Annotated in this window: 17 protein-coding genes; 4 read left to right on the forward strand and 13 right to left on the reverse strand. The window is 74.6% G+C overall.

Annotated elements, in window-relative coordinates:
• Window positions 1–44 precede the first annotated feature (44 nt).
• The 6 genes from IE98_RS0123170 to IE98_RS0123195 all read right to left on the reverse strand — a co-directional run bounded on the left by IE98_RS0123170 (window position 45) and on the right by IE98_RS0123195 (window position 5,196).
• Window positions 45–491, reverse strand: a complete 447-nt coding sequence (locus IE98_RS0123170; protein WP_030271885.1) for an HIT family protein — start codon at window positions 489–491, stop codon at window positions 45–47.
• Window positions 492–552: 61 nt separating this feature from the next.
• Window positions 553–756, reverse strand: coding sequence for a hypothetical protein (locus IE98_RS0123175; RefSeq protein WP_030271886.1), 204 nt, complete (start codon window positions 754–756; stop codon window positions 553–555).
• Between the two features lie 90 nt (window positions 757–846).
• The gene (locus IE98_RS46645) at window positions 847–2,322 is read right to left on the reverse strand and encodes a S8 family serine peptidase (protein ID WP_159401031.1); all 1,476 of its coding nucleotides are present in this window, start codon (window positions 2,320–2,322) and stop codon (window positions 847–849) included.
• Between the two features lie 94 nt (window positions 2,323–2,416).
• Window positions 2,417–3,820, reverse strand: coding sequence for a WXG100 family type VII secretion target (locus IE98_RS44925; protein ID WP_052390851.1), 1,404 nt, complete (start codon window positions 3,818–3,820; stop codon window positions 2,417–2,419).
• A 70-nt stretch (window positions 3,821–3,890) separates the two neighbouring features.
• The gene (locus IE98_RS0123190; RefSeq protein WP_030271891.1) at window positions 3,891–4,361 is read right to left on the reverse strand and encodes a hypothetical protein; all 471 of its coding nucleotides are present in this window, start codon (window positions 4,359–4,361) and stop codon (window positions 3,891–3,893) included.
• Window positions 4,362–4,518: 157 nt separating this feature from the next.
• On the reverse strand, window positions 4,519–5,196 hold the full coding sequence (locus tag IE98_RS0123195) for an endonuclease V (protein ID WP_030271893.1): 678 nt from the start codon (window positions 5,194–5,196) through the stop codon (window positions 4,519–4,521).
• 241 nt (window positions 5,197–5,437) lie between these two features.
• Between IE98_RS0123195 and IE98_RS0123200 the strand changes: the two genes are divergently transcribed.
• Entirely contained in the window at window positions 5,438–5,725 is a 288-nt protein-coding gene (locus tag IE98_RS0123200) for a hypothetical protein (RefSeq protein ID WP_052390852.1), read from the forward strand.
• A 155-nt stretch (window positions 5,726–5,880) separates the two neighbouring features.
• Here the strand turns inward: IE98_RS0123200 and IE98_RS0123205 are convergent, their stop codons facing one another.
• Both IE98_RS0123205 and IE98_RS0123210 read right to left on the reverse strand, forming a co-directional pair.
• Window positions 5,881–6,588 (reverse strand): RDD family protein, encoded by a 708-nt coding sequence (locus IE98_RS0123205; protein ID WP_043174884.1) that lies wholly within the window; start codon window positions 6,586–6,588, stop codon window positions 5,881–5,883.
• A gap of 133 nt (window positions 6,589–6,721) precedes the next feature.
• A complete protein-coding gene (locus tag IE98_RS0123210; RefSeq protein ID WP_030271899.1) occupies window positions 6,722–8,773 on the reverse strand; it encodes an RDD family protein in 2,052 nt (683 codons plus the stop codon).
• A gap of 211 nt (window positions 8,774–8,984) precedes the next feature.
• Between IE98_RS0123210 and IE98_RS0123215 the strand changes: the two genes are divergently transcribed.
• Window positions 8,985–9,401: an SsgA family sporulation/cell division regulator gene (locus tag IE98_RS0123215; protein WP_030271901.1), complete on the forward strand. Its 417-nt coding sequence runs from the start codon at window positions 8,985–8,987 to the stop codon at window positions 9,399–9,401.
• Window positions 9,402–9,616: 215 nt separating this feature from the next.
• On the opposite strand, the gene IE98_RS0123220 is transcribed toward IE98_RS0123215, so the two are convergent.
• From IE98_RS0123220 to IE98_RS0123235, 4 genes are all read right to left on the reverse strand, one after another.
• Window positions 9,617–11,068, reverse strand: a complete 1,452-nt coding sequence (locus tag IE98_RS0123220) for a glycosyltransferase 87 family protein (protein ID WP_078661224.1) — start codon at window positions 11,066–11,068, stop codon at window positions 9,617–9,619.
• 250 nt (window positions 11,069–11,318) lie between these two features.
• Window positions 11,319–12,842, reverse strand: coding sequence for a cellulose binding domain-containing protein (locus IE98_RS0123225; protein WP_030271905.1), 1,524 nt, complete (start codon window positions 12,840–12,842; stop codon window positions 11,319–11,321).
• A 250-nt stretch (window positions 12,843–13,092) separates the two neighbouring features.
• Window positions 13,093–14,496, reverse strand: coding sequence for a sensor histidine kinase (locus IE98_RS0123230; protein ID WP_030271907.1), 1,404 nt, complete (start codon window positions 14,494–14,496; stop codon window positions 13,093–13,095).
• An 83-nt stretch (window positions 14,497–14,579) separates the two neighbouring features.
• Entirely contained in the window at window positions 14,580–15,296 is a 717-nt protein-coding gene (locus IE98_RS0123235) for a response regulator transcription factor (RefSeq protein WP_030271909.1), read from the reverse strand.
• A 146-nt stretch (window positions 15,297–15,442) separates the two neighbouring features.
• Between IE98_RS0123235 and IE98_RS48200 the strand changes: the two genes are divergently transcribed.
• Window positions 15,443–15,988, forward strand: coding sequence for a hypothetical protein (locus IE98_RS48200; RefSeq protein WP_030271912.1), 546 nt, complete (start codon window positions 15,443–15,445; stop codon window positions 15,986–15,988).
• Here IE98_RS48200 and IE98_RS0123245 read toward each other — a convergent pair.
• Entirely contained in the window at window positions 15,942–16,571 is a 630-nt protein-coding gene (locus IE98_RS0123245; RefSeq protein ID WP_052390853.1) for a VOC family protein, read from the reverse strand. The genes IE98_RS48200 and IE98_RS0123245 overlap by 47 nt on opposite strands.
• A gap of 214 nt (window positions 16,572–16,785) precedes the next feature.
• Here IE98_RS0123245 and IE98_RS0123250 point away from each other — a divergent pair, with 214 nt between their 5' ends.
• On the forward strand, window positions 16,786–17,268 hold the full coding sequence (locus IE98_RS0123250; RefSeq protein ID WP_030271915.1) for an Lrp/AsnC family transcriptional regulator: 483 nt from the start codon (window positions 16,786–16,788) through the stop codon (window positions 17,266–17,268).
• The last annotated feature ends 17 nt before the right edge of the window (window positions 17,269–17,285 follow it).

Raw genomic sequence — 17,285 nt, forward strand, 5'->3', positions numbered from 1 at the left:
AGCCGACGGCCGACGGCCGGTCGGTGGGCGCTCGGCCGCCGGGGTCAGCCGCCCGCCAGCGCCGCCCGGAGCCGGTGGGCCAGCCGGTCCATCTCGGCCGGCCCGACCGCGGCGGCTGCGTCCTTGCCGAGCAGGCCGAACACCCGCGGCCCGCGCAGTTCCGCGGGCTGGCCCGGGCTGCGCGGCACGATGTGGAAGTGCACGTGGGCGAAGCCCTCCGCCTCGGCGAACTGCGCCACGTACGTCTTCGCGCACCCCGTCACCTCGGCGAGCGCCCTGGAGAGCCGGACCTGCCAGTGGCCGAGGCCCGCGGCCTCCTCGTCGGTCAGCTCGGCGATCGCCGTCACGTGCCGCCGGGGCAGCAGCACGAGCCACCCCGGCAGCGCGGAGCCGAAGGCGTGGGCCACCCGCCAGTGCTCGTCCCCGCCGATCAGCTCGCGCGGAGGCAGGCCTTCCGGGTCGCCGGTGCGAACACATGTGTAACAATTCACGGCCGCAAACCTAGCGCGGCGGCAGCCGTCCGTAATCAACGATTGTGGAAACCGGGACGGTTCAGCTGGTGGTGTCGTCGTCCTGAACCGCACAGATCGCGTCGACCGCGGCCTGCCCCAGCCCCGGGAACACCGACGAAAGCATCGCCTCGCAGACCGCCGCCTCCTCCGGCGTCTTGGGCCCGTCCGCGAAGGCCGGCGCCGGGGCGGCGAAGACGGTGACGGCGGCGGACATGGCGAGGACGGCGCAGAGCTTCTTCAACATGTGACGGCCCTTCAGGTGCTGGGGACAAGTAGTCCACCAGTACCCGAAGGGCCGTCGCTGTTTTCGAACGTTCCGCCGTTCGTAGGCGTGTCAGCGGTAGGGCGTACCGCCCGCCGGAGGCTGCTGCGGCGGGTACTGCTGGTACGGCTGCGCGGATCCGTACTGCTGCGGCTGCCCCTGCCCCTGGCCCTGGCCCTGGCCCTGACCGGCGTACGAGGACTGCTGCGACTGGCCCTGACCGGCGTACGGCGCCTGCTGCTGCGGCGGGAACTGCTGCGCGCCCGGGCCGTACGGAGGCGGGGTCGGCGGCACGAATCCGCCGCCACCGCCACCGTTGCCACCACCGCCGCTGCCGTTGCCGTTCCCGCGCGAGCGGCGGACCAGCACGATCACACCGCCGATCACCACCAGCGCCAGGACGCCGACGATGGCCAGCACGTAGACCGGGATGCCGCTGTCGTCCTCCGCGGCAGGGGTGCTGCCGGGCGCCGTACTGGTGCCCGGGGCCGGCTTCGAGGCGCCCGAGGAGGGCTTGCCCGAGGGATCGGCCTGCGACTCCACCCGCGTCAGCAGCGGGTTCTCCTTCGGCCCGTTGTCCACCGCCGCGTTCGGCGCGAGGGCGCCCTTGGCGGAGACGATGCCGTAGCCGTACTTGCTGTTCGGGACGGACGACTTGTCCGGCGGGGCGATCGCCGACTTGATCATCCGGTTGATGACCTGACCGGCCGAGAGGTTCGGGTACTTGGACCGGACGAGCGCCGCGACGGCGGAGACGTAGGCAGCCGCTCCGGAAGTACCGTTGCCCTTGCCGTAGCTGGAGGCCGACTTGGCGGTGGCACTGTAGATGTCCACACCAGGCGCGGCCAGGGTCATTTCGGGACCGGTATTCGCCTTGTCCCAAACACCGCCCTGCCGGTCGACGGCCGTAACCGCTACAACTCCGGGGAAGGCCGCGGGATAGATCACAGGGCGGTCAGAGCCGAAGTTGCCGGCAGATCCGACCAGCACAACATCCTTGTCCACCGCGTACTTCACGGCGTCCCGAACTGCCTTGTCCTCCGCAGTACCGCCGACGATCGACATGTTGACGACCTTGGCGCCGTGATCCACCGCGTACCGAATGGACGCCGCAATGTCACCGGAGCCAGCACTTCCACTGTCGATGTCGAACGTACCGATACGCACCGGGAGGATCTTGGCCTTCGGCGCAAGACCCATGATCCCCGTGTCACCACCGTGGCCGTGCCCGGCAATGAGACTCGCCATGCCGGTCCCGTGGCCGACCTTGTCGGTCTTGTAGTCAACACCGCTCTCGTTGGAGAAGTCAGCGCCCGGAAGTACCTGTCCGGTGAGGTCCTGGTGGTCAGCCACACCTGAGTCGATGACCGCGACGGTGACGTTCTCGCCCTGACTGATGGGCCAGACATCGGTCGTGGCGTGGTAGTTCTGCAGGGCCCATTGGCCGTCCCGGACACTGTCCGCGCTCGCCGGCCCGGCACTGATCCCCCACACGAGGGCGCCCGCAGCGAGTACGGCCATACCCCGCATCGGTCGGTTGGTCGTCAAGCCGTCGTCACCTCATCCGTCCGGTGGGCGTCTCGTCGCCGGAGCAGCGACGAGACGCCCGATCAGCTGTGGGTGCACCTGGGGGTGCTGGGGATCATTCCACCACGTCGGGGTTGGCCCGCTGCCCCGACGCCCACGTCTCCTCGTCCTCGACGAGGTAGTCGGGACGCCGCTTGTCGTCCTTCTTGTCCTTCTTCTTGCCGGCCTGCGATCCGGGCATCCCGTGGCCCTGGCCACCTGCGCCGGCCGCACCCTGTCCGGGACGGCTGCGGCCGAGACCCGAGCCGCCCTCGGTGAAGGAGCCGCGTCCCGCGCCACCCGTCCCGGCCTCGCCGACCACCCCGCCGCCGCGACGCGCGAGGCTTCCGCCCGCACCGCCACCGGCCGACCGACCACCGGCGCCCGAGCCGAGGCCGTTGCCACCGCCCATGCCGCTCGCGCCGAAGGCACTGCCGCCACGGCCGAGACCGCCGCCACTCCCGTTCCCACCGGCGCCACCACGGCCGAGACCGGTGCCGCCGTTTCCGGAACCGCCGCGGCCGCCACCGCCACCTCCGGAACCGCCGCGACCACCGCCACCACCGAGGCCGGCGTCGATGACGCTGCCACCGCCTCCGTGCTGACCCCCGCCTGTGCCACCCGGGCCGGCGTGACCCGGACCCGTGCCAGGACCGCTCGTGGTGGGCGGCCGGTTGGTCATGGTGGCACCGTCGATGCCGGTGCCCGGACCCGCCGGAGTCGGTGACTTGGGCTTGGGCGTCGGGTTGGCCGTACCACCGCTGATGCCGCTGTCCGTGATGCGGGCCGTGGAGGTCTTCGGCGACTGCGGCGAGGCCGTCGACGAGGAACGGCGGACGGTGGCGGAGCCCGCCGCCGCACCGGAGCCGGATCCTCCGGCAAGCCCCATTCCACCGCCCACCAGCAGACCGCTGATCGCGCTGGCTGCAGACGAATCAGGTGCCGGAAGATCCTCGATGTCCTCCTGGCCACGTGGCGGCGGCTTCAGGTTGGAGGTCGCCACCCGGTACTTGGCCGCCAGCGTCTCCATGACCGCGACCGCCTGGGCCTTCTTCTCGTCGGTGACGGCGGTCCGGGTGTCCTCGTCGTCGACGCCGACGGCGGACTTGGCGGTGTCGCTGACCGCGTCGCCGGCCTTGTCCCAGAAGCTCGGCTCCTCGGGCATGTCCCGCTTGGCGGTGTCGATCGCCTCGGACATCATCTGCATGGTCTGCGCAGCGTCGTTGGCGTACGCAGCCGCGTTGTTGACGGCGTTGGCGAGCCTGGTCATCTTCGTGTAGAAGGCGTCGCTGGTCTCGCCCTCCCATGCGGAGGTCGCGTCCGCGGAGGCGGTGTTCAGCGCCGTGCGGATCTGCTTGAGCGTGTCGGAGGCCTTGCGCCAGGGGTCGCTGGCCGCCATGACGCCGCCTGAGTCCATCGACTGGACCATGCCCCGCATGTCACCGTGGCTGTAGCCGTTGAAGTTCGTGTATCCGCTCATGCTCGGACGCCTTCCGTCCCCGTCCCGAATTCGGCCTCAAGCTGGCTGTCCCTGTCTGGGACGTCGTTCACTACCACGACGGTTGCGGGTCTCCACTGCCTGCAGGCGAGCTGCCCGTGGGACCCTTCGGGCCCACCGCAGGACCGGCGCTGCTGTTCGACCGGTACGCCGCGGTGACGGGCGTGGCGGTGCTGCCCACGGACCAGCCGTCGGAGTTGACCTTGAGGGAGTGGGAGGTCTCGTGCTCCTGCTCCTCGTAGTTCCGCGCCGTCAGCTCGGCCTTGTGCTGGGCTTCCTCGATGGCCTGCTGGAGTGCGTCCAGGACGTCCCGCAGGCTGTTCCGCATGTCCTCGTACCGGGCGTGCAGAGCCTCGGCCTCGGGGAAGGAGCCGAACGCGCTGCGGCTCACCCCGCTCTGGCTGTGCACCCGGGAGCCGCCCGCGGCGGACTCGAACTCACCCAACAGTCCCCGTACCTGCGACGCGAACGCGCGCAGGTTGTCCACTTCCACGCGGTAGCCGGAACCGCTCCCCGTGCTCACGTCTTTCGTGCCTCCCCCGTACTTCCTGGCGTCATGACCCGGGCCCTGACCCTTATGTCTAACACATGCCACGTCGGGCCAAAACCAACCCCTCACGGGCTGGTCGGGGCCTCGCGGCTGACCTGCGGCGCGGCGCAGGCCGCCAACTGTCGTTCCGTCAGGCGACGGCGGCGGCCAGCGCGCGACGGCAGAGCGAATCGGCGCGGCGGGTGGTCTCGGGGAGACGGAACGAGGGGGTGAGGGCCAGCGTCGTCTCCACGGCCTCCGCCAGGCCGATGCGGTGGCCGACGGAGACGAAGACCGGCTTGACGCCCTGCCGGGTGCGGACGGCCCGACCGACCTCTTCGCCGCCGTCCGTCAGCGGGGACCAGGCGCCGCGTTCGGGCCCGGGCGGCAGGTGGGTGAACGTGAACGGGGTCTTGGCGACACCGACGGTCCGCAGGCCGGTGTGGACGCCGAGGTGGCTGGCCAGGCCGAGGCGGCGGGGGTGGGCGAGCCCGTACCCGTCGCAGACCACCAGGTCGGGCTGGTGCTGCAGGCCGGCGAGCGCCTCCAGGACGGCCGGGAGTTCACGGAAGGCCAGCAGGCCGGGGAGATAGGGGAAGGCGACCGGACCGACGGCCGTCACCTCGTCGACGACCTCCAGCGTGGAGTAGTCGAGCAGGACGGCTGCGGCGGCGACCACGTCACGCTCGTCGTCGTAGGCCACGTCCACGCCCGCCACCAGCGAACCCGCCGCGGGCGCCGGTCCGGTGGCACGCACCAGTGGTCGCAGGCGCTGCTGGACGGCGAGTGCCTCGGCCTCCTCGACCGGCCAGTCGGCGGGAACGCTCACAATCTCCCCCAGGTGTCATGACGGTGTTCCGACGATCACCGTACCGACCCCGGCGGGTCAGGGGCGCAGCGCCGTGGCATCGGGGGCGGTCGGGCGTGAACCAGTGCGCCCCTCGTGCCCGGCGTGTGCGGGATTACGCTGGACGTAGAGGTCCGCCGTGCTGGGTAGACCTCCGGATGGACCTCTCCCGGGCCCCGACCGACCGGCTCCCCCACCGACTCCGCATGAAGGACTGACCGCCATGCCGCGTCCGACCCTCCCTCAGATCTGCACCGGCACCTTCACCGTCGTCGCATCGGCCGTCGCGTTGCTGGCGGTCTCCGGGTCCACGGGCGTGTTCGAGGTCGCGGTGTTGGTGGCCTTCGCCGTGGCGCTCGGGACGCTGGCGACGGCCCTGCTGATGACGCTCTCCGCCCAGCGGCGCGACGGCCGCGACGCGACGGCCGCGACGGACCCCACCCGGGCGGCTGCGGCTCCCGAAGGGGCGACCGTTCCGGGGCCCCGGCCGGAGTACGCGGGCCGGTCCTGACCCCCGCGAGCACCGCTGCCTCCGCACTCCCCTGCTTCCGCGGGCCGCGGCCGGACCTGACCCCGGCGGCGCCCCGCGGATCGTTCTGCCCCCGGCGGTCCGGCGGCGAATCGTTCCTCCTGGCTCCCGCCGCCCGACCCCATCCCTGGCCGGCGTCAGGCCGCCGTGGTGACCACGACCGTCTTGGCCCCCTTGTCGTGGATGCACTGCCGGTACGGCTTGTCGAAGACGCCGAAGAGGCCGTCGATCGGCCACCAGAGTCCGCCGCAGCAGATCAGTGCGGGGACGATGAACACCGCGGCCCGGGTCCAGGCGGCCGCCGGGCCGGGGACGCTGCCGTCGGCCAGCATGGCGACCCGTACCTTCATCAGCTTCTTGCCGAGCGTCTGGCCGTCCCTGCTGAGCATCAGGCCGCCGTAGACCAGCCAGAGCAGGTAGCCGAGCCAGGTGGCACCGACCCAGCCGTCCTGCTTGCCGAAGCTGGCGAACGGGACCACCAGCGCCACCGCGACCGCCTCGACCAGGACGAAGTCCACCACGGTGGCGACGATCCGGTTGGGCCAGCTGCCGAGCGGCGGCATGCCGGGCACCGGGCCGGCACCGGGCTCCGTGCCGGGGGCCGGCGGTGGTGCCGACCCGGGGCCCGTCCCGAAGCCGGGCGGCGGGGCACCGTAGGTCCCGGTGAACTCGCCGGGGGCGTCGTACGGACTGCCCGCCGGCGGCGGGGGCGGCGGGGGCGGCGGGGGTGCACCGTACGGGTCGGACGGCTCACCCGACGGCGCGCCCTCCCGCGGGGGCTGCTTGTCGAAGGAGGGCTTGCCGCCCCCTTCCGGCTCCTGGCCTGAGGGGTCATTGGTGCTCATGCACCGAGTAGAACACCGGGAATGCCACGGAATCGGCATATTCGGTACGTTTCGACGGGTTGCCGGGCCGCGCACCACCACCCGGAGGCGCCGCCCGGGCGGGCCGACGGCGCGCCCCTGCGGTGACGTCCGCTCAGCCCTTCACGACACGGGTGGCGGCCGCCCGGTCCTGCCAGCCGCGGCGGGCCCGGCGGTCGAACAGCGGCCACAGCAGGCCGACCGGCATCAGCACCGCCAGCTGCCTGACGGCCCATCGCACCAGCGACCGGCTGAAGGAGGGCGGGGTGCGCCGACCGGTTCCCGCACCGCGGGCGTCGACCACCCGGATCCGGACGAGCCGCTTGCCGAAGGTCTGGCCGGTCCGGGTGGTCGGCAGCACCTCGTACAGCACGCCGAACACCACGAGGACGCCGATCAGGACGCCCACCTTGCCGAGGACGACTCCGTCGACCAGCCACACCCGCACCTCGTGGCCGGCGAGTGCGGAGGCCGCCCGCGCCTGGTCGAGCTTCTCCCGGAGGTGCGCGGCGGCCTCCGTGCCCAGCGGCACCCCGGCGGCGGCCGCGACCACCAGGACCACGAGGGAGTCCACGATCCGCGCGGCCAGTCGGCGGGCAAGCCCGGCCGACTGCACGGGCTCCGGCTTCGGGCCGGACTTCGCGGCCTTCGTGGCCTGCTTCGCAGCCGGCTTCGTGGCAGGCCTCGTGGCCGCCTTGCGCGCGGACGTGGCGGGACGCTGCTCGGCCGTCCGCTGTTCGGTCGCACGCCCGGCCGCGGTCGGCCGCGCTGCGGCCTGGCCGGCCGGGGCCTGCCGGGTCGAGCGCCGGTCCGGCACGGGACGGTCCGCGGCCCGGGACGCGGCCTGCTCCGCGGCTCGGCCTTCCACCGGAGTGACGGCCTGGGCCCGGACAGCCGCCGGGCGGGCAGTGGCGGGACGGGCGGCAGCGGCACGGTGCGCCGCGCCAGGAGCCTCCCGGGGCATCCGCTCACCGCTCCCGTCCGGCTCGGATGCCGTGTGCGGCTGCTCGACGGGCTGGCCCGCCGGCTCGGCACCCGCCACCGGCGCCGCCGTCCCGGCCGGAGCCTCCGCGGCGGTCGCGGCAGCCACCACAGGCCCGACGGGTTCGACGGGTTCGACGGGTTCGGCCTCGGCGGTCACGGCCGGCACCGGCTCCTCCGCCGCGACTTCCGACTCCGTCTCCACCGGCTCGGCCACCACCGGCTGCACCTCCGCCCCGACCTCGGGAGCGACGGTGGCCGTGGCGGTGGCGGCCGCGAAAGGCGCCTCCTGCAGCGTCTGCACGGCCCGGACGGGGGCCGGCGCGGGGAAGGACGGAGGCGCCGCCACGTGCGCGACGTCGGCAGGACCGGCGTCCGCCTCGGCCCCGGTCGGCAGGACGCCCCAGGACACCCAGCGCGGGGCGGCGCCGGTCTCCAGCAGGCCGCGCTGCGCCCTCGGGTCGGCCTGCCAGCCGGAACCGCCCGTCCGCGCTGCGGGGATCCGCTCCTCCGACTCCTCCGCGGCCGGCGGCTGCTCCCCCGGCGCCACCGGGGACAGGACCTCGGACGGCGCCGAGCGGGCGGACGGTACGGCGACCGCGGCCGGCGGGGGCACCACGGTCGGCGGGACGGGGCGCAGCGCGGGCTGCTCGGCCCGCAGCGGCTCGACGTCCGCGCGGGGGCGCAGCTCGACCTCGGCGTGGGCGGCCATCACGAACGAGGCCCCGGCGGACGTCTCGTCGAAGTACACCGGTCCGGTCCGGGTGTCCGAGTCCGAGAGCGGCGGGGACGGCCAGTCCGGCAGCGACGGCGTCGCCGGTGCCGGCACCTCGGCCCGGGAGGGTTCCGCCGGTGCCGTGTCGGCGGAGGGGCCCGGGGCGGCCGACGGCGCTTCGATGACCGGGGACGGACCGGCGGCCGGGCGATCGCCGGCGGACCGACCGGCGGTCGACCGACCGGCGGTCGGCGGGGCGGCGGTCGGGGGCACGAGCGGCGGGGTCTGCCGGCTGACGATGCGCGGCGGCTCCAGGACCTCGCCCTCGGCGGGCGCGGGGCGGGTGGTGCCGGGGACCCACCCGGTGCCACCCCAGTAACGGACGAAACCCGGGATGGACGGGTCCGGGTAGTAGCCCGGCATGGGGCCGACGGCGGTGTCCGAGGCGCCGCCGTTGGGTCGGTCCGTCATGCGGTTCTTCTTTCGTGGCAGCGCCGATGGCGCTTGGAGCGCAGGCGGACAGTCGCCAGACAGTCACAAAGGGTAGTACTTCCGGCCCGCCCTTCCCGGGGGTTCTCCGGAAAAACACTCCTTCCCGAACCCGTGTAAGAGCGCGCGGGGAGGCCGCTCTCCTCTTCCGAGGGGCCGGACGGCGGCCCGGTCGAGCGGAGAGGATCCGGCCATGGAGCGGACCCCGAGCGTGGTTGAGCTGGAGCTGGACATGGAGCTGGTGCTGTCGCCGGAGCGCAGCGTGCCGGTGCCGGCCCGGCTGTCGTACGGCAGCCACGACCCGCTGGCGGTGCACGCGACCTTCCACCTGGACACGGGCAACCCGGTGACCTGGGTGTTCGCACGTGAACTGCTGGTGGAAGGGACGTTCCGGCCGTGCGGTCAGGGCGACGTGCGGCTCTGGCCGAAGCGGTCGGGGCGGCGCGGTGTGCTGTGCCTGGCGCTGAGCTCCCCGGCGGGGGACGCGCTGCTGGAGGCGCCGATGGCACCGGTGGCGGGGTGGCTGGAGCGGGCGCACCGGCTCGTGCCGCCGGGCGGCGAGCTGGCGGAGCTGGACATGGACCACTGCCTGGCCGAGCTGCTGGCGTGAACGGCGGGCGCGAGCGGCCCCACGCCCGAGTGAACGGCCGCCCGGCAGCCGGGCTTCACGCCCGGGTGAACGGGCCCTGCGGTGCCCCGGCGAGCCGCCACCGGCCGAACGGGACGCACAGGACGGTCCGGACGGCCACGGCACGCCGCGGGGGCCTGCCGAAGCCGCACGGGCCGTCCCCGGCCGGGGCCCGGCAGGTACCCGGGCCCGGAGGCCTAGGCCCGGACGCGGCCCTCGGAGCGGCGGCCCTCGGAGCGGCGGCCGTCGGCCCAGGAGCCGGGGCGCTGTTCGGGCAGGCGGAGCAGTGGTTCGCCGGCGGCCCGGCGGCGCGCCACGACCCGGGCGGCGGCCACGGCCAGGAAGCCGACGCCGACCAGCGGGTAGACGGCGGCGGGGGCCTGGGCGAGCGGGGCGAGGTGCAGGTCGAGGTCGCCCTTGTGCGGGACGACCCACATGGCGAAGGAGAGGAAGGCGAGCAGCGTCGCGCCGAGGATCGGCCGCCAGCGCAGCCGCCGGACGGCGGCCGGCCGGGAGCGCTCGTGCGCGGCCTCGGCGGCGAGCAGGACGAGCAGCGGCACGCACCAGACCCAGTGGTGGGTCCAGCTGATCGGTGAGATGAGGACGGCGGTGACGGCCGCGCAGCAGATGCCCCAGGCCTCGCCGCGGGGCAGCCAGCGGGCGCTGCGGTGGGCCCAGGCGGCGGTGGCGAGTCCGGCGACGGCGACGGTCGCTCCGGCGAGGGTGGCCAGGGTGCCGGGGTCCGCGGTGTGCAGCAGGCGGGCGACGGCGCCGCGGACGGACTGGTTGTCGACGATCTCGGTCTTGCCGACCCGGCTGGAGTCGTAGAGGTACTTCGTCCAGAAGCCCCAGGTGGCGTCGGGGAGCAGCAGGGCGCCGAGGCCGACGGTGCCGAGGAAGGTGAGGCCGGCGGTGAGGGAGGACCGCACCCGGCCGGTGATCATCAGGTAGACGGCGAACAGGCCGGGGGTGAGCTTGATGCCGGCGGCGATGCCGATGGCGACGCCCTTGGGGAGGCGGCGCAGCGGTCCGCCGACGGCCGTCCCGCGGCCGTCGGGGCGGTTGAGGTCCCAGAGGATCAGACAGGCCAGGACGAGGTTGATCTGGCCGTAGCGCAGGGTGGTGAAGACGGGTTCGAGCCAGACGCCGAGGCCGGTGACCAGCAGGATGCCGACGGGGCGCAGCTCCCGGCGGGGCCAGCCGACCAGCTTGAACGAGAGGTGCGCGAGCACGCCGAGCAGGGCGATGTTGCCGGCGGTGATCGCGACCCGCAGGACGCCGATGCCGAACCAGGTGGTCGGCACGAAGAGCATCGCGGCGAACGGCGGGTAGGTCGCGGGCAGGTTCCACTCGGTGACCCGCAGTGCGTAGAGGTCGCGGCCGTGGGCGACGGCGGCGCCCTCCGCCCGGTAGACGATCATGTCGACCATCGAGGTGCCGACGGCGTGCCGGACGGTGGCGTAGGCGAGCAGCGAGACCACGGCGGCGACGGCGGCCGCGGTGAGCGGGCCACGCGGGGCTTCGCGCAGCGCCCGCAGCGGGGCCCCGAGCGGGTTCGGGAGCTGTCGCCGTCCGTCGTCCGGGGTGGGCCGGGACTGCCGTTCGGGCTGCCGGCCGTCCGTCCGGTCGGCCTCGCGCACCGCTGTCACATTCCGCTCCGTCCGCCGGTGAACCAGCTGCGACACTACCCGACGCTTCCCGCGGACCCCCAGGCCACGACGGCGGACGGCCGCCGCTCCACAGCTCGGAGCAGCGGCCGGCGTACGGCGTACGGCGGGCGGCGCGGGTAGCCGGGACGGAAGCACGACGGCACCCTCCGGCCCCGTGCTCCGGAGGGTGCCGCCGTGTGCCGCGGCCTGCGTGCGGGCGGACGGGCGCCGCGCGCGGTCGCGGGGTCGGTCAGCCGGTGTAGGCGCCGAAGGCGCGGGTGAAGGCGAGCGGCTGCTGGTCGATGCTGCTGCAGGTGGCGTCGGCGAAGGCCTTGGCGCCGCCGGGGCAGGCCTTGTCGCGGGTGCCGGACCACATGGCCAGCCAGGCGAGGTGCTTGGTCTTGGCGAACTCGGCCAGCTGGGTGGCGTCGGCGACGGTGAAGACCTCGCTGGCGACGTCGTTGACGCCGATCATCGGGGTGACGGCGGTCTTGGCCCAGGCGGCGCTGTCGGAGAGGCCGAGGACGCCCTTGATCTGGGCCTGGGTGGCGGTGGCGGCGTCGATGGCGAACTTGCCCATGCGGCCCTGCGGGCTGGGGGCGGCGCCGTCGCCGTAGTCCATCGCCATGATGTTGACCGCGCCGACCTGCACGCCGTTGTCCTTGGCGTTGGCGACCAGGTTGATGCCGTCCTGGGTCAGGCCGCTGGGCAGGGCGGGCAGGGTGAAGGAGACGTCCAGGGCCTTGCCCTTGCCGGCGGCGGTGCGCTGGAGCTGGGCGATCGCCTGGGCGCGCCGGGTGTTGGCCGCGGTGTTGGCGAGCGCGCCGCCCTCGACGTCGAAGTCGACCTTGGTCAGGCCGTAGGCGTCGACGGCCTTCTGGTAGGCGGCGGCGAGCTCGCCCGCGGAGGAGCAGGCGGTGGCGAGTTCGCTGCCGTTGGCGCCGCCGAAGGAGACCCGGACGTCGCCGCCGGCCGCGCGGAGCGCGCCGATCTGGGCGGCCACGGCGTCGGTCGAGAGGTCGCTGACGCCGCCCCACTTCGGGGTGCAGCCGCCGCCGGAGACGACGAAGGCGAGGGTGTAGTGCTTCACGCCGGTGGCCTTGGCGGTGCCGACCAGGTCGAAGGCCGGGTAGAGCGAGGTGTCGACGTAGGGGGCGAAGCGGCCGCCGCCGGGGGTGCCGGTGCTGGTGGGGGTCGGCGAGGCGGTGGTCTTCGTCGCGGTGGGGGTCGGGGTGGCGGTCGGCTTCGAGGTGCTGCCGGTCGGGCTCGGGGTCGGCTTCGGCGTGGCGGTGGTGGGCCGGCCGGAGGGGGTGGGGGCGGGACCGGTGCTGCAGGAGACCTCGTTGATCAGGCAGTGGCCGGGCTCGCCCTGGGCGCCGCCGGCGCCCTGGACGACGAAGCCGATGTCGACGGTGCGGCCGGACTCGATCCGCTTGTTCCAGGACTCGGGCTTCACGGTGATGTGCTGGCCGGAGGCGGTGTAGCTGGCGTTCCACAGCGAGGAGATCTTGGCGCCGGTCGGCAGGTCGAAGCTGAGCGTCCAGCCGTCGATCGCCGCGGAGGTGCTGTTGCTGACGACGTACTGGCCGGTGTAGCCGCTGTCCCAGGTGCTGGTGCGGCTGTACACGGCGCCGAGCGAGGCGGCGCTGGCGGACGAGGCGAGGGCGACCACGCCGCCCGCGACGATCACGGTGGCGATCGCGGAGGCTCCGACGACGGCGCCCTTGCGGCTGCGACGGCGGTGTCCCTGACGTCGGACGGGCTGGCTCGGCATGGTCGGGTACCTCCGCTGAGACGGGTCGGACCGGGCCCTGACCGACCCGGCGCCGCCGACGCTACCGGCCCGTAAACCCGGTGAAACCGCTGCTCAGGAAGGGGTGAGCCTCTCTTAGGGAGCTCTTAAGGCCGGGGCCCCGGACCACCTGCCCGGAGCTCGCGCCCGGACCCGACGGCCCGACGCCCCCCGCCCGAGCGGCACACCGAGGACCGAAGCCCGGCCCGGCCCGGCCCGGCCCGGCGACCGGCTACTCGACCCCGGCGGTGCGGCGGCGGCCGGGCCGCACCCGTCGCCGCCGGCCGGCCCGCGGGCTGTCGCCGGACGGCCGGGTCTGCAGGCGCAGCCGGATCTCGGCGCCGCCGAGGCCGGCGGAGCGGCCGAGGGCGAGGTCGCCGCCGGTGGCCTCGGTGAGCTTGCGGACGATGTCCAGGCCGAGGCCGGTGGAGCCCTCGCCGCCGTGGCCGGAGCCCCGTTCGATGGCGGCCTCGGGGTCGGTGAAGCCCGGTCCGGCGTCGCCGACCAGGACGATGACGGAACTCTCGGTGGCCAGCACGTCGACGGAGAAGGCGGTGCCCATGGTGGTGTGCCGGAAGACGTTGCCGAGCAGGGCGTCGACGGCGGCGGCGAGGTCGCCGCGCTGCACCGGGACGTGGACGGGAGCGTCGGCGCCGGCGAGCTGCCAGGGCCGGCCCTCGTCCTCGGCGAGCGCGGACCAGAAGCCGACCCGTTCGCGGATCACCTCGGCGGCGTCGCAGCCCAGCTGGACGGCGGGGGTCTCGTCGCGGCCGCGCCGGGCGGAGCGGATGATCTGGTCGACCTCGCGCTCCAGCTGGGCGACGGCGTGCCGGGTGGCGTCGGCGGCGTCGCCGCTGCCGAGCGAGGCGGCGTTGAGCCGCAGCACGGTCAGCGGGGTGCGCAGCCGGTGCGAGAGGTCGGCGGCGAGTTCGCGTTCGGCGGCGAGCAGGTGGACGACCCGGTCGGCCATGGCGTTGAAGGCCTGGCCGGCCTCGCGGAGTTCCTCGGGGGCGCCCTTGGCGCGGGCGTCGTCGACGGGCACCCGGACGGCGAGGTTGCCGGCGCCGAGCGAGCGGGCCGCGCCGGCGAGGCGGCGGGCGGAGCCGACGATCCGGGCGCCGAGCCGGTCGGCGACCAGCACGGCGATCGCGACCAGGACCAGCGCGACGAGCGAGAGCACCAGCCAGGCGGTGCCGACGCCTCGGCTGAGGTCGGCCTCGGCGACGTACACCTCGACGACGGCGATCCGGCCGCCCTCGACGGCGACCGGCTGGAGCAGGGCGAAGCCGCCGGCGACGTGGACGGTGAAGGCGCGTCCGCTGCCGTCGCTGCGGTCGCCGCCGGCGGTGGCGAGGTCGGCGGCGGCGGCCCGGCCCTCGCCGACGATGCCGCCGGAGGGCAGGTGGACGGCGATCCGGTCGTGCGCGCCGGCGTCGGTGGAGGCGACGGCGCGGGCGATCGGGTCCTGGTCGGTGGTGATGGCGAGGGCCGGTCCGAGGGCGGCGGCCTGCCGTTCGGCGGCGGTGAAGGCGCGGTCGCTGGCGGTCTGCTGGACCATCAGGCCGAGCGGGATGAGGAAGGCCAGCGCGACCATCGTGGTGCCGGCGACGGCGGCCTTGACGAGGGCCCAGCGCAGCGAGCGGGTGAAGCGGGGTCTCGTGGCGGGGGCGGTGTCCGGGGCCGCGGCGTCCCCGCCGGTCGGCCCGGTGCCGGGGGGTGTCATGTCAGGCGGCCCACCGGGTCGGCGACCGTGCCGCTCGGGGCCTCCAGCCGCACGCCGACGCCGCGGACGGTGTGCAGGTAGCGGGGCCGGGACGCGGTCTCGCCGAGCTTGCGGCGCAGCCAGGACAGGTGGACGTCGATGGTCTGGTCGCCGCCGTAGGTCTGGCGCCAGACCTCGGCGAGTATCTCCTTGCGCGGCACCACGACGCCGGGCCGGGCGGCGAGGAAGGCGAGCAGGTCGAACTCACGGCGGGTCAGGTCGAGTGCCCGGCCGTCGAGGGCGGCCTCGCGGCGCTGCACGTCGATGGCGAGGCCGCCGACCCGCAGCACCTGCGGGGCGGGGGCGGCGCCGCCGCCGAGCCGGCGCAGCACGGCCGCCATCCGGGCCGTCAGGTGCTCGGGGGAGAACGGTTTGACGAGGTAGTCGTCGGCGCCGGCGTTGAGCAGGCGGACGATCTCGGCCTCGTCGTCGCGGGCGGTGGAGATGATGACGGGCACGTTGGTGAGGCCGCGGATCATCTTGAGCGCCTCGCTGCCGTCGAGGTCGGGCAGTCCGAGGTCGAGGATCACCAGGTCGCAGCCGACCTGGGCGACCTCGCGCAGTGCCTCCAACGCGGTGCCGACGCTGCGCACCGCGTGGCCGGTCTCGGCGAGGTGTCGGATCAGCGCGGAGCGTACGAAGGGGTCGTCCTCGACCACGAGCACTGTTGCCATGGCCCTGCACGGTACGGCATGGGGCCCCCATTGGTCTGTACCTCGGGCGTTATGCGTTGATTGCCCGTGCTCCGGCGCGGACGTTTCACAGCGTTGCCGGGCCCGGGGCGCTGCGGCCGCGCGGGATGCGGCAGGATGTGCGGACGATGCGGAGCGGACTGGTACAGATCGGCGCGTGGGCGGTGGCCACCGGAGCGGCGGTGGCGCTGTCCTGGTACGGCGTGCACACGGTGCTGACCGAGGCGGGTTTCGAACGGCCTCAGGCGGTGCCGCTGCCGTCCGCGACCACGCAGGCGGCGGCGAGCCTGCCGCCGGCGGCCTCGGCGACGGACTCGGCGGCGGATCCGGGGTCGACCGCTCCGGCCGACCCCTCGCCCTCGACGTCGTCGGCGCCTCCCTCGCCGTCGGCGGCGCCGACGCTGCCGAGTCCGATCCGGTCGGCGTCGCCGACGGTGAAGTCGGCCTCGCCGACCTCGGTGCGCAGTTACCTGGTGCCGGGCGGCCGGGTGGCGCTGGACATCCACCCGGACCGGGCGGACCTGGTCTCGGCGACGCCGGACGCGGGCTGGCAGGTGCAGGTGTGGAACGGCGACCACTGGATGCGGATCGACTTCTCCAAGGACGACAAGGCCAATTCGGTGTTCGTCACCTGGAACGGCCACCCTCCGGACGTCCAGACCGTCGTCCGCTGAGCCCCCTGCCGTCGGTCCGTTCGCGGTCGGGTGAGGCCGCGGCCGGTCCGGCGGCCGGCGGGGCGACGTAGCCGGGGAGGTAGGGGCCGGTGTAGCCGGTCCGGTCGACCAGGACGTGGCGGACGGGTCCGCCGGTGCCGATCGCGGCGAGCACGACGGTGCCGTGACGGTCGCTCAGTTCGTGGGGCTCGGTGACGGCGAGGGCGCCGCGGTCGACCGCGTAGTCGAAGGCCCAGTGCACGTCGGGCACCCGCAGCGCGACCTCCAGGACGCCCTCGCCGTGGTCGGCTAGGTGGCGGGCGAGCCGGCCGCGGGTGCCGGTCGCCGAACCGACCACCCAGCGGGCGCCTCCGGCCTCCAGGACGTAGGCGCGCAGGTGGGGGTTGCCGGTCTCCGGTCCGGTGTAGGCGGTGCAGCGCATGCCGAGGGCGTCGCGGTAGTGGCGGGCGGCCCGGCGGGCGTCGCGGACGGCGAGGACGAGGGCGTCGGTGGCGGCGAGCGGGCCGGCTCCGGCGGACGGCGGCGCCTCGGGCGAGGCGCAGGGGCGGGCGGCGTAGCGGGTGTTGGCGATGTGCGCGGTCATGGCGGGCCTCCCCGGGTCGCCCCGGGGGCGGTTCGGGGGCGGAGCGTCCGCCTGCCGGGGTGTGCAGGAGGGTCGCGCGGGCCGGTCGGGCGCGCAACTGTTCCGTTTCCTCCTGGGCAAGGTGCCCCGGGGGACCGGAGAATGGCCGCATCCACTGGACAGATTGCCCACCGGCACGACCGACCGTCGGACCGGGCCGGCGGACGGAGCGGTTGTGCACTCACCCAACGACGCGATCGACGCACTCGACGGAAAGCTGATCAGGCTGCTGAGCGAGGAGCCGCGGATCGGTGTGCTGGAGTGCTCCCGGCGGCTGCAGGTGGCGCGCGGCACGGTGCAGGCGCGGCTGGACCGGCTGCAGGCGCGCGGGGTGATCGGCGGGTTCGGTCCGCAGGTCGATCCGGGGGCGCTCGGCTACCCGGTGACGGCCTTCGCGACGCTGGAGATCTCGCAGGGCCAGGGCAGTGACGTGCGGGCCCACCTGGCGGCGGTGCCGGAGGTGCTGGAGCTGCACACGATCACCGGGCAGGGCGACATGCTGGTGCGGATCGTCGCGCGGTCGAACGCGGACCTGCAGCGGGTGATCGACCGGGTGGTGGGCTTCGACGGGATCGTCCGGGCGTCCACCGCGATCGCCCTGGAGAACCCGGTGCCGTACCGGATCCTGCCACTGGTGGAGCAGGCCGCCCGGGAGTGACCGGGCGGCCCGGCGGT

This window comes from Streptomyces sp. NRRL B-24484, from assembly GCF_000717715.1.
In the GTDB taxonomy this organism is placed as follows: Bacteria; Actinomycetota; Actinomycetes; order Streptomycetales; family Streptomycetaceae; genus Kitasatospora.

Coding starts and splice junctions, on each gene's coding strand:
- IE98_RS0123175 (WP_030271886.1), bottom strand. CDS start 756: ATGTTGAAGAAGCTCTGCGCCGTCCTCGCCATGTCCGCCGCCGTCACC.
- IE98_RS44925 (WP_052390851.1), bottom strand. CDS start 3,820: ATGAGCGGATACACGAACTTCAACGGCTACAGCCACGGTGACATGCGG.
- IE98_RS0123200 (WP_052390852.1), top strand. CDS start 5,438: ATGCCGCGTCCGACCCTCCCTCAGATCTGCACCGGCACCTTCACCGTC.
- IE98_RS0123205 (WP_043174884.1), bottom strand. CDS start 6,588: ATGAGCACCAATGACCCCTCAGGCCAGGAGCCGGAAGGGGGCGGCAAG.
- IE98_RS0123210 (WP_030271899.1), bottom strand. CDS start 8,773: ATGACGGACCGACCCAACGGCGGCGCCTCGGACACCGCCGTCGGCCCC.
- IE98_RS0123215 (WP_030271901.1), top strand. CDS start 8,985: ATGGAGCGGACCCCGAGCGTGGTTGAGCTGGAGCTGGACATGGAGCTG.
- IE98_RS0123225 (WP_030271905.1), bottom strand. CDS start 12,842: ATGCCGAGCCAGCCCGTCCGACGTCAGGGACACCGCCGTCGCAGCCGC.
- IE98_RS0123235 (WP_030271909.1), bottom strand. CDS start 15,296: ATGGCAACAGTGCTCGTGGTCGAGGACGACCCCTTCGTACGCTCCGCG.
- IE98_RS48200 (WP_030271912.1), top strand. CDS start 15,443: ATGCGGAGCGGACTGGTACAGATCGGCGCGTGGGCGGTGGCCACCGGA.
- IE98_RS0123245 (WP_052390853.1), bottom strand. CDS start 16,571: ATGACCGCGCACATCGCCAACACCCGCTACGCCGCCCGCCCCTGCGCC.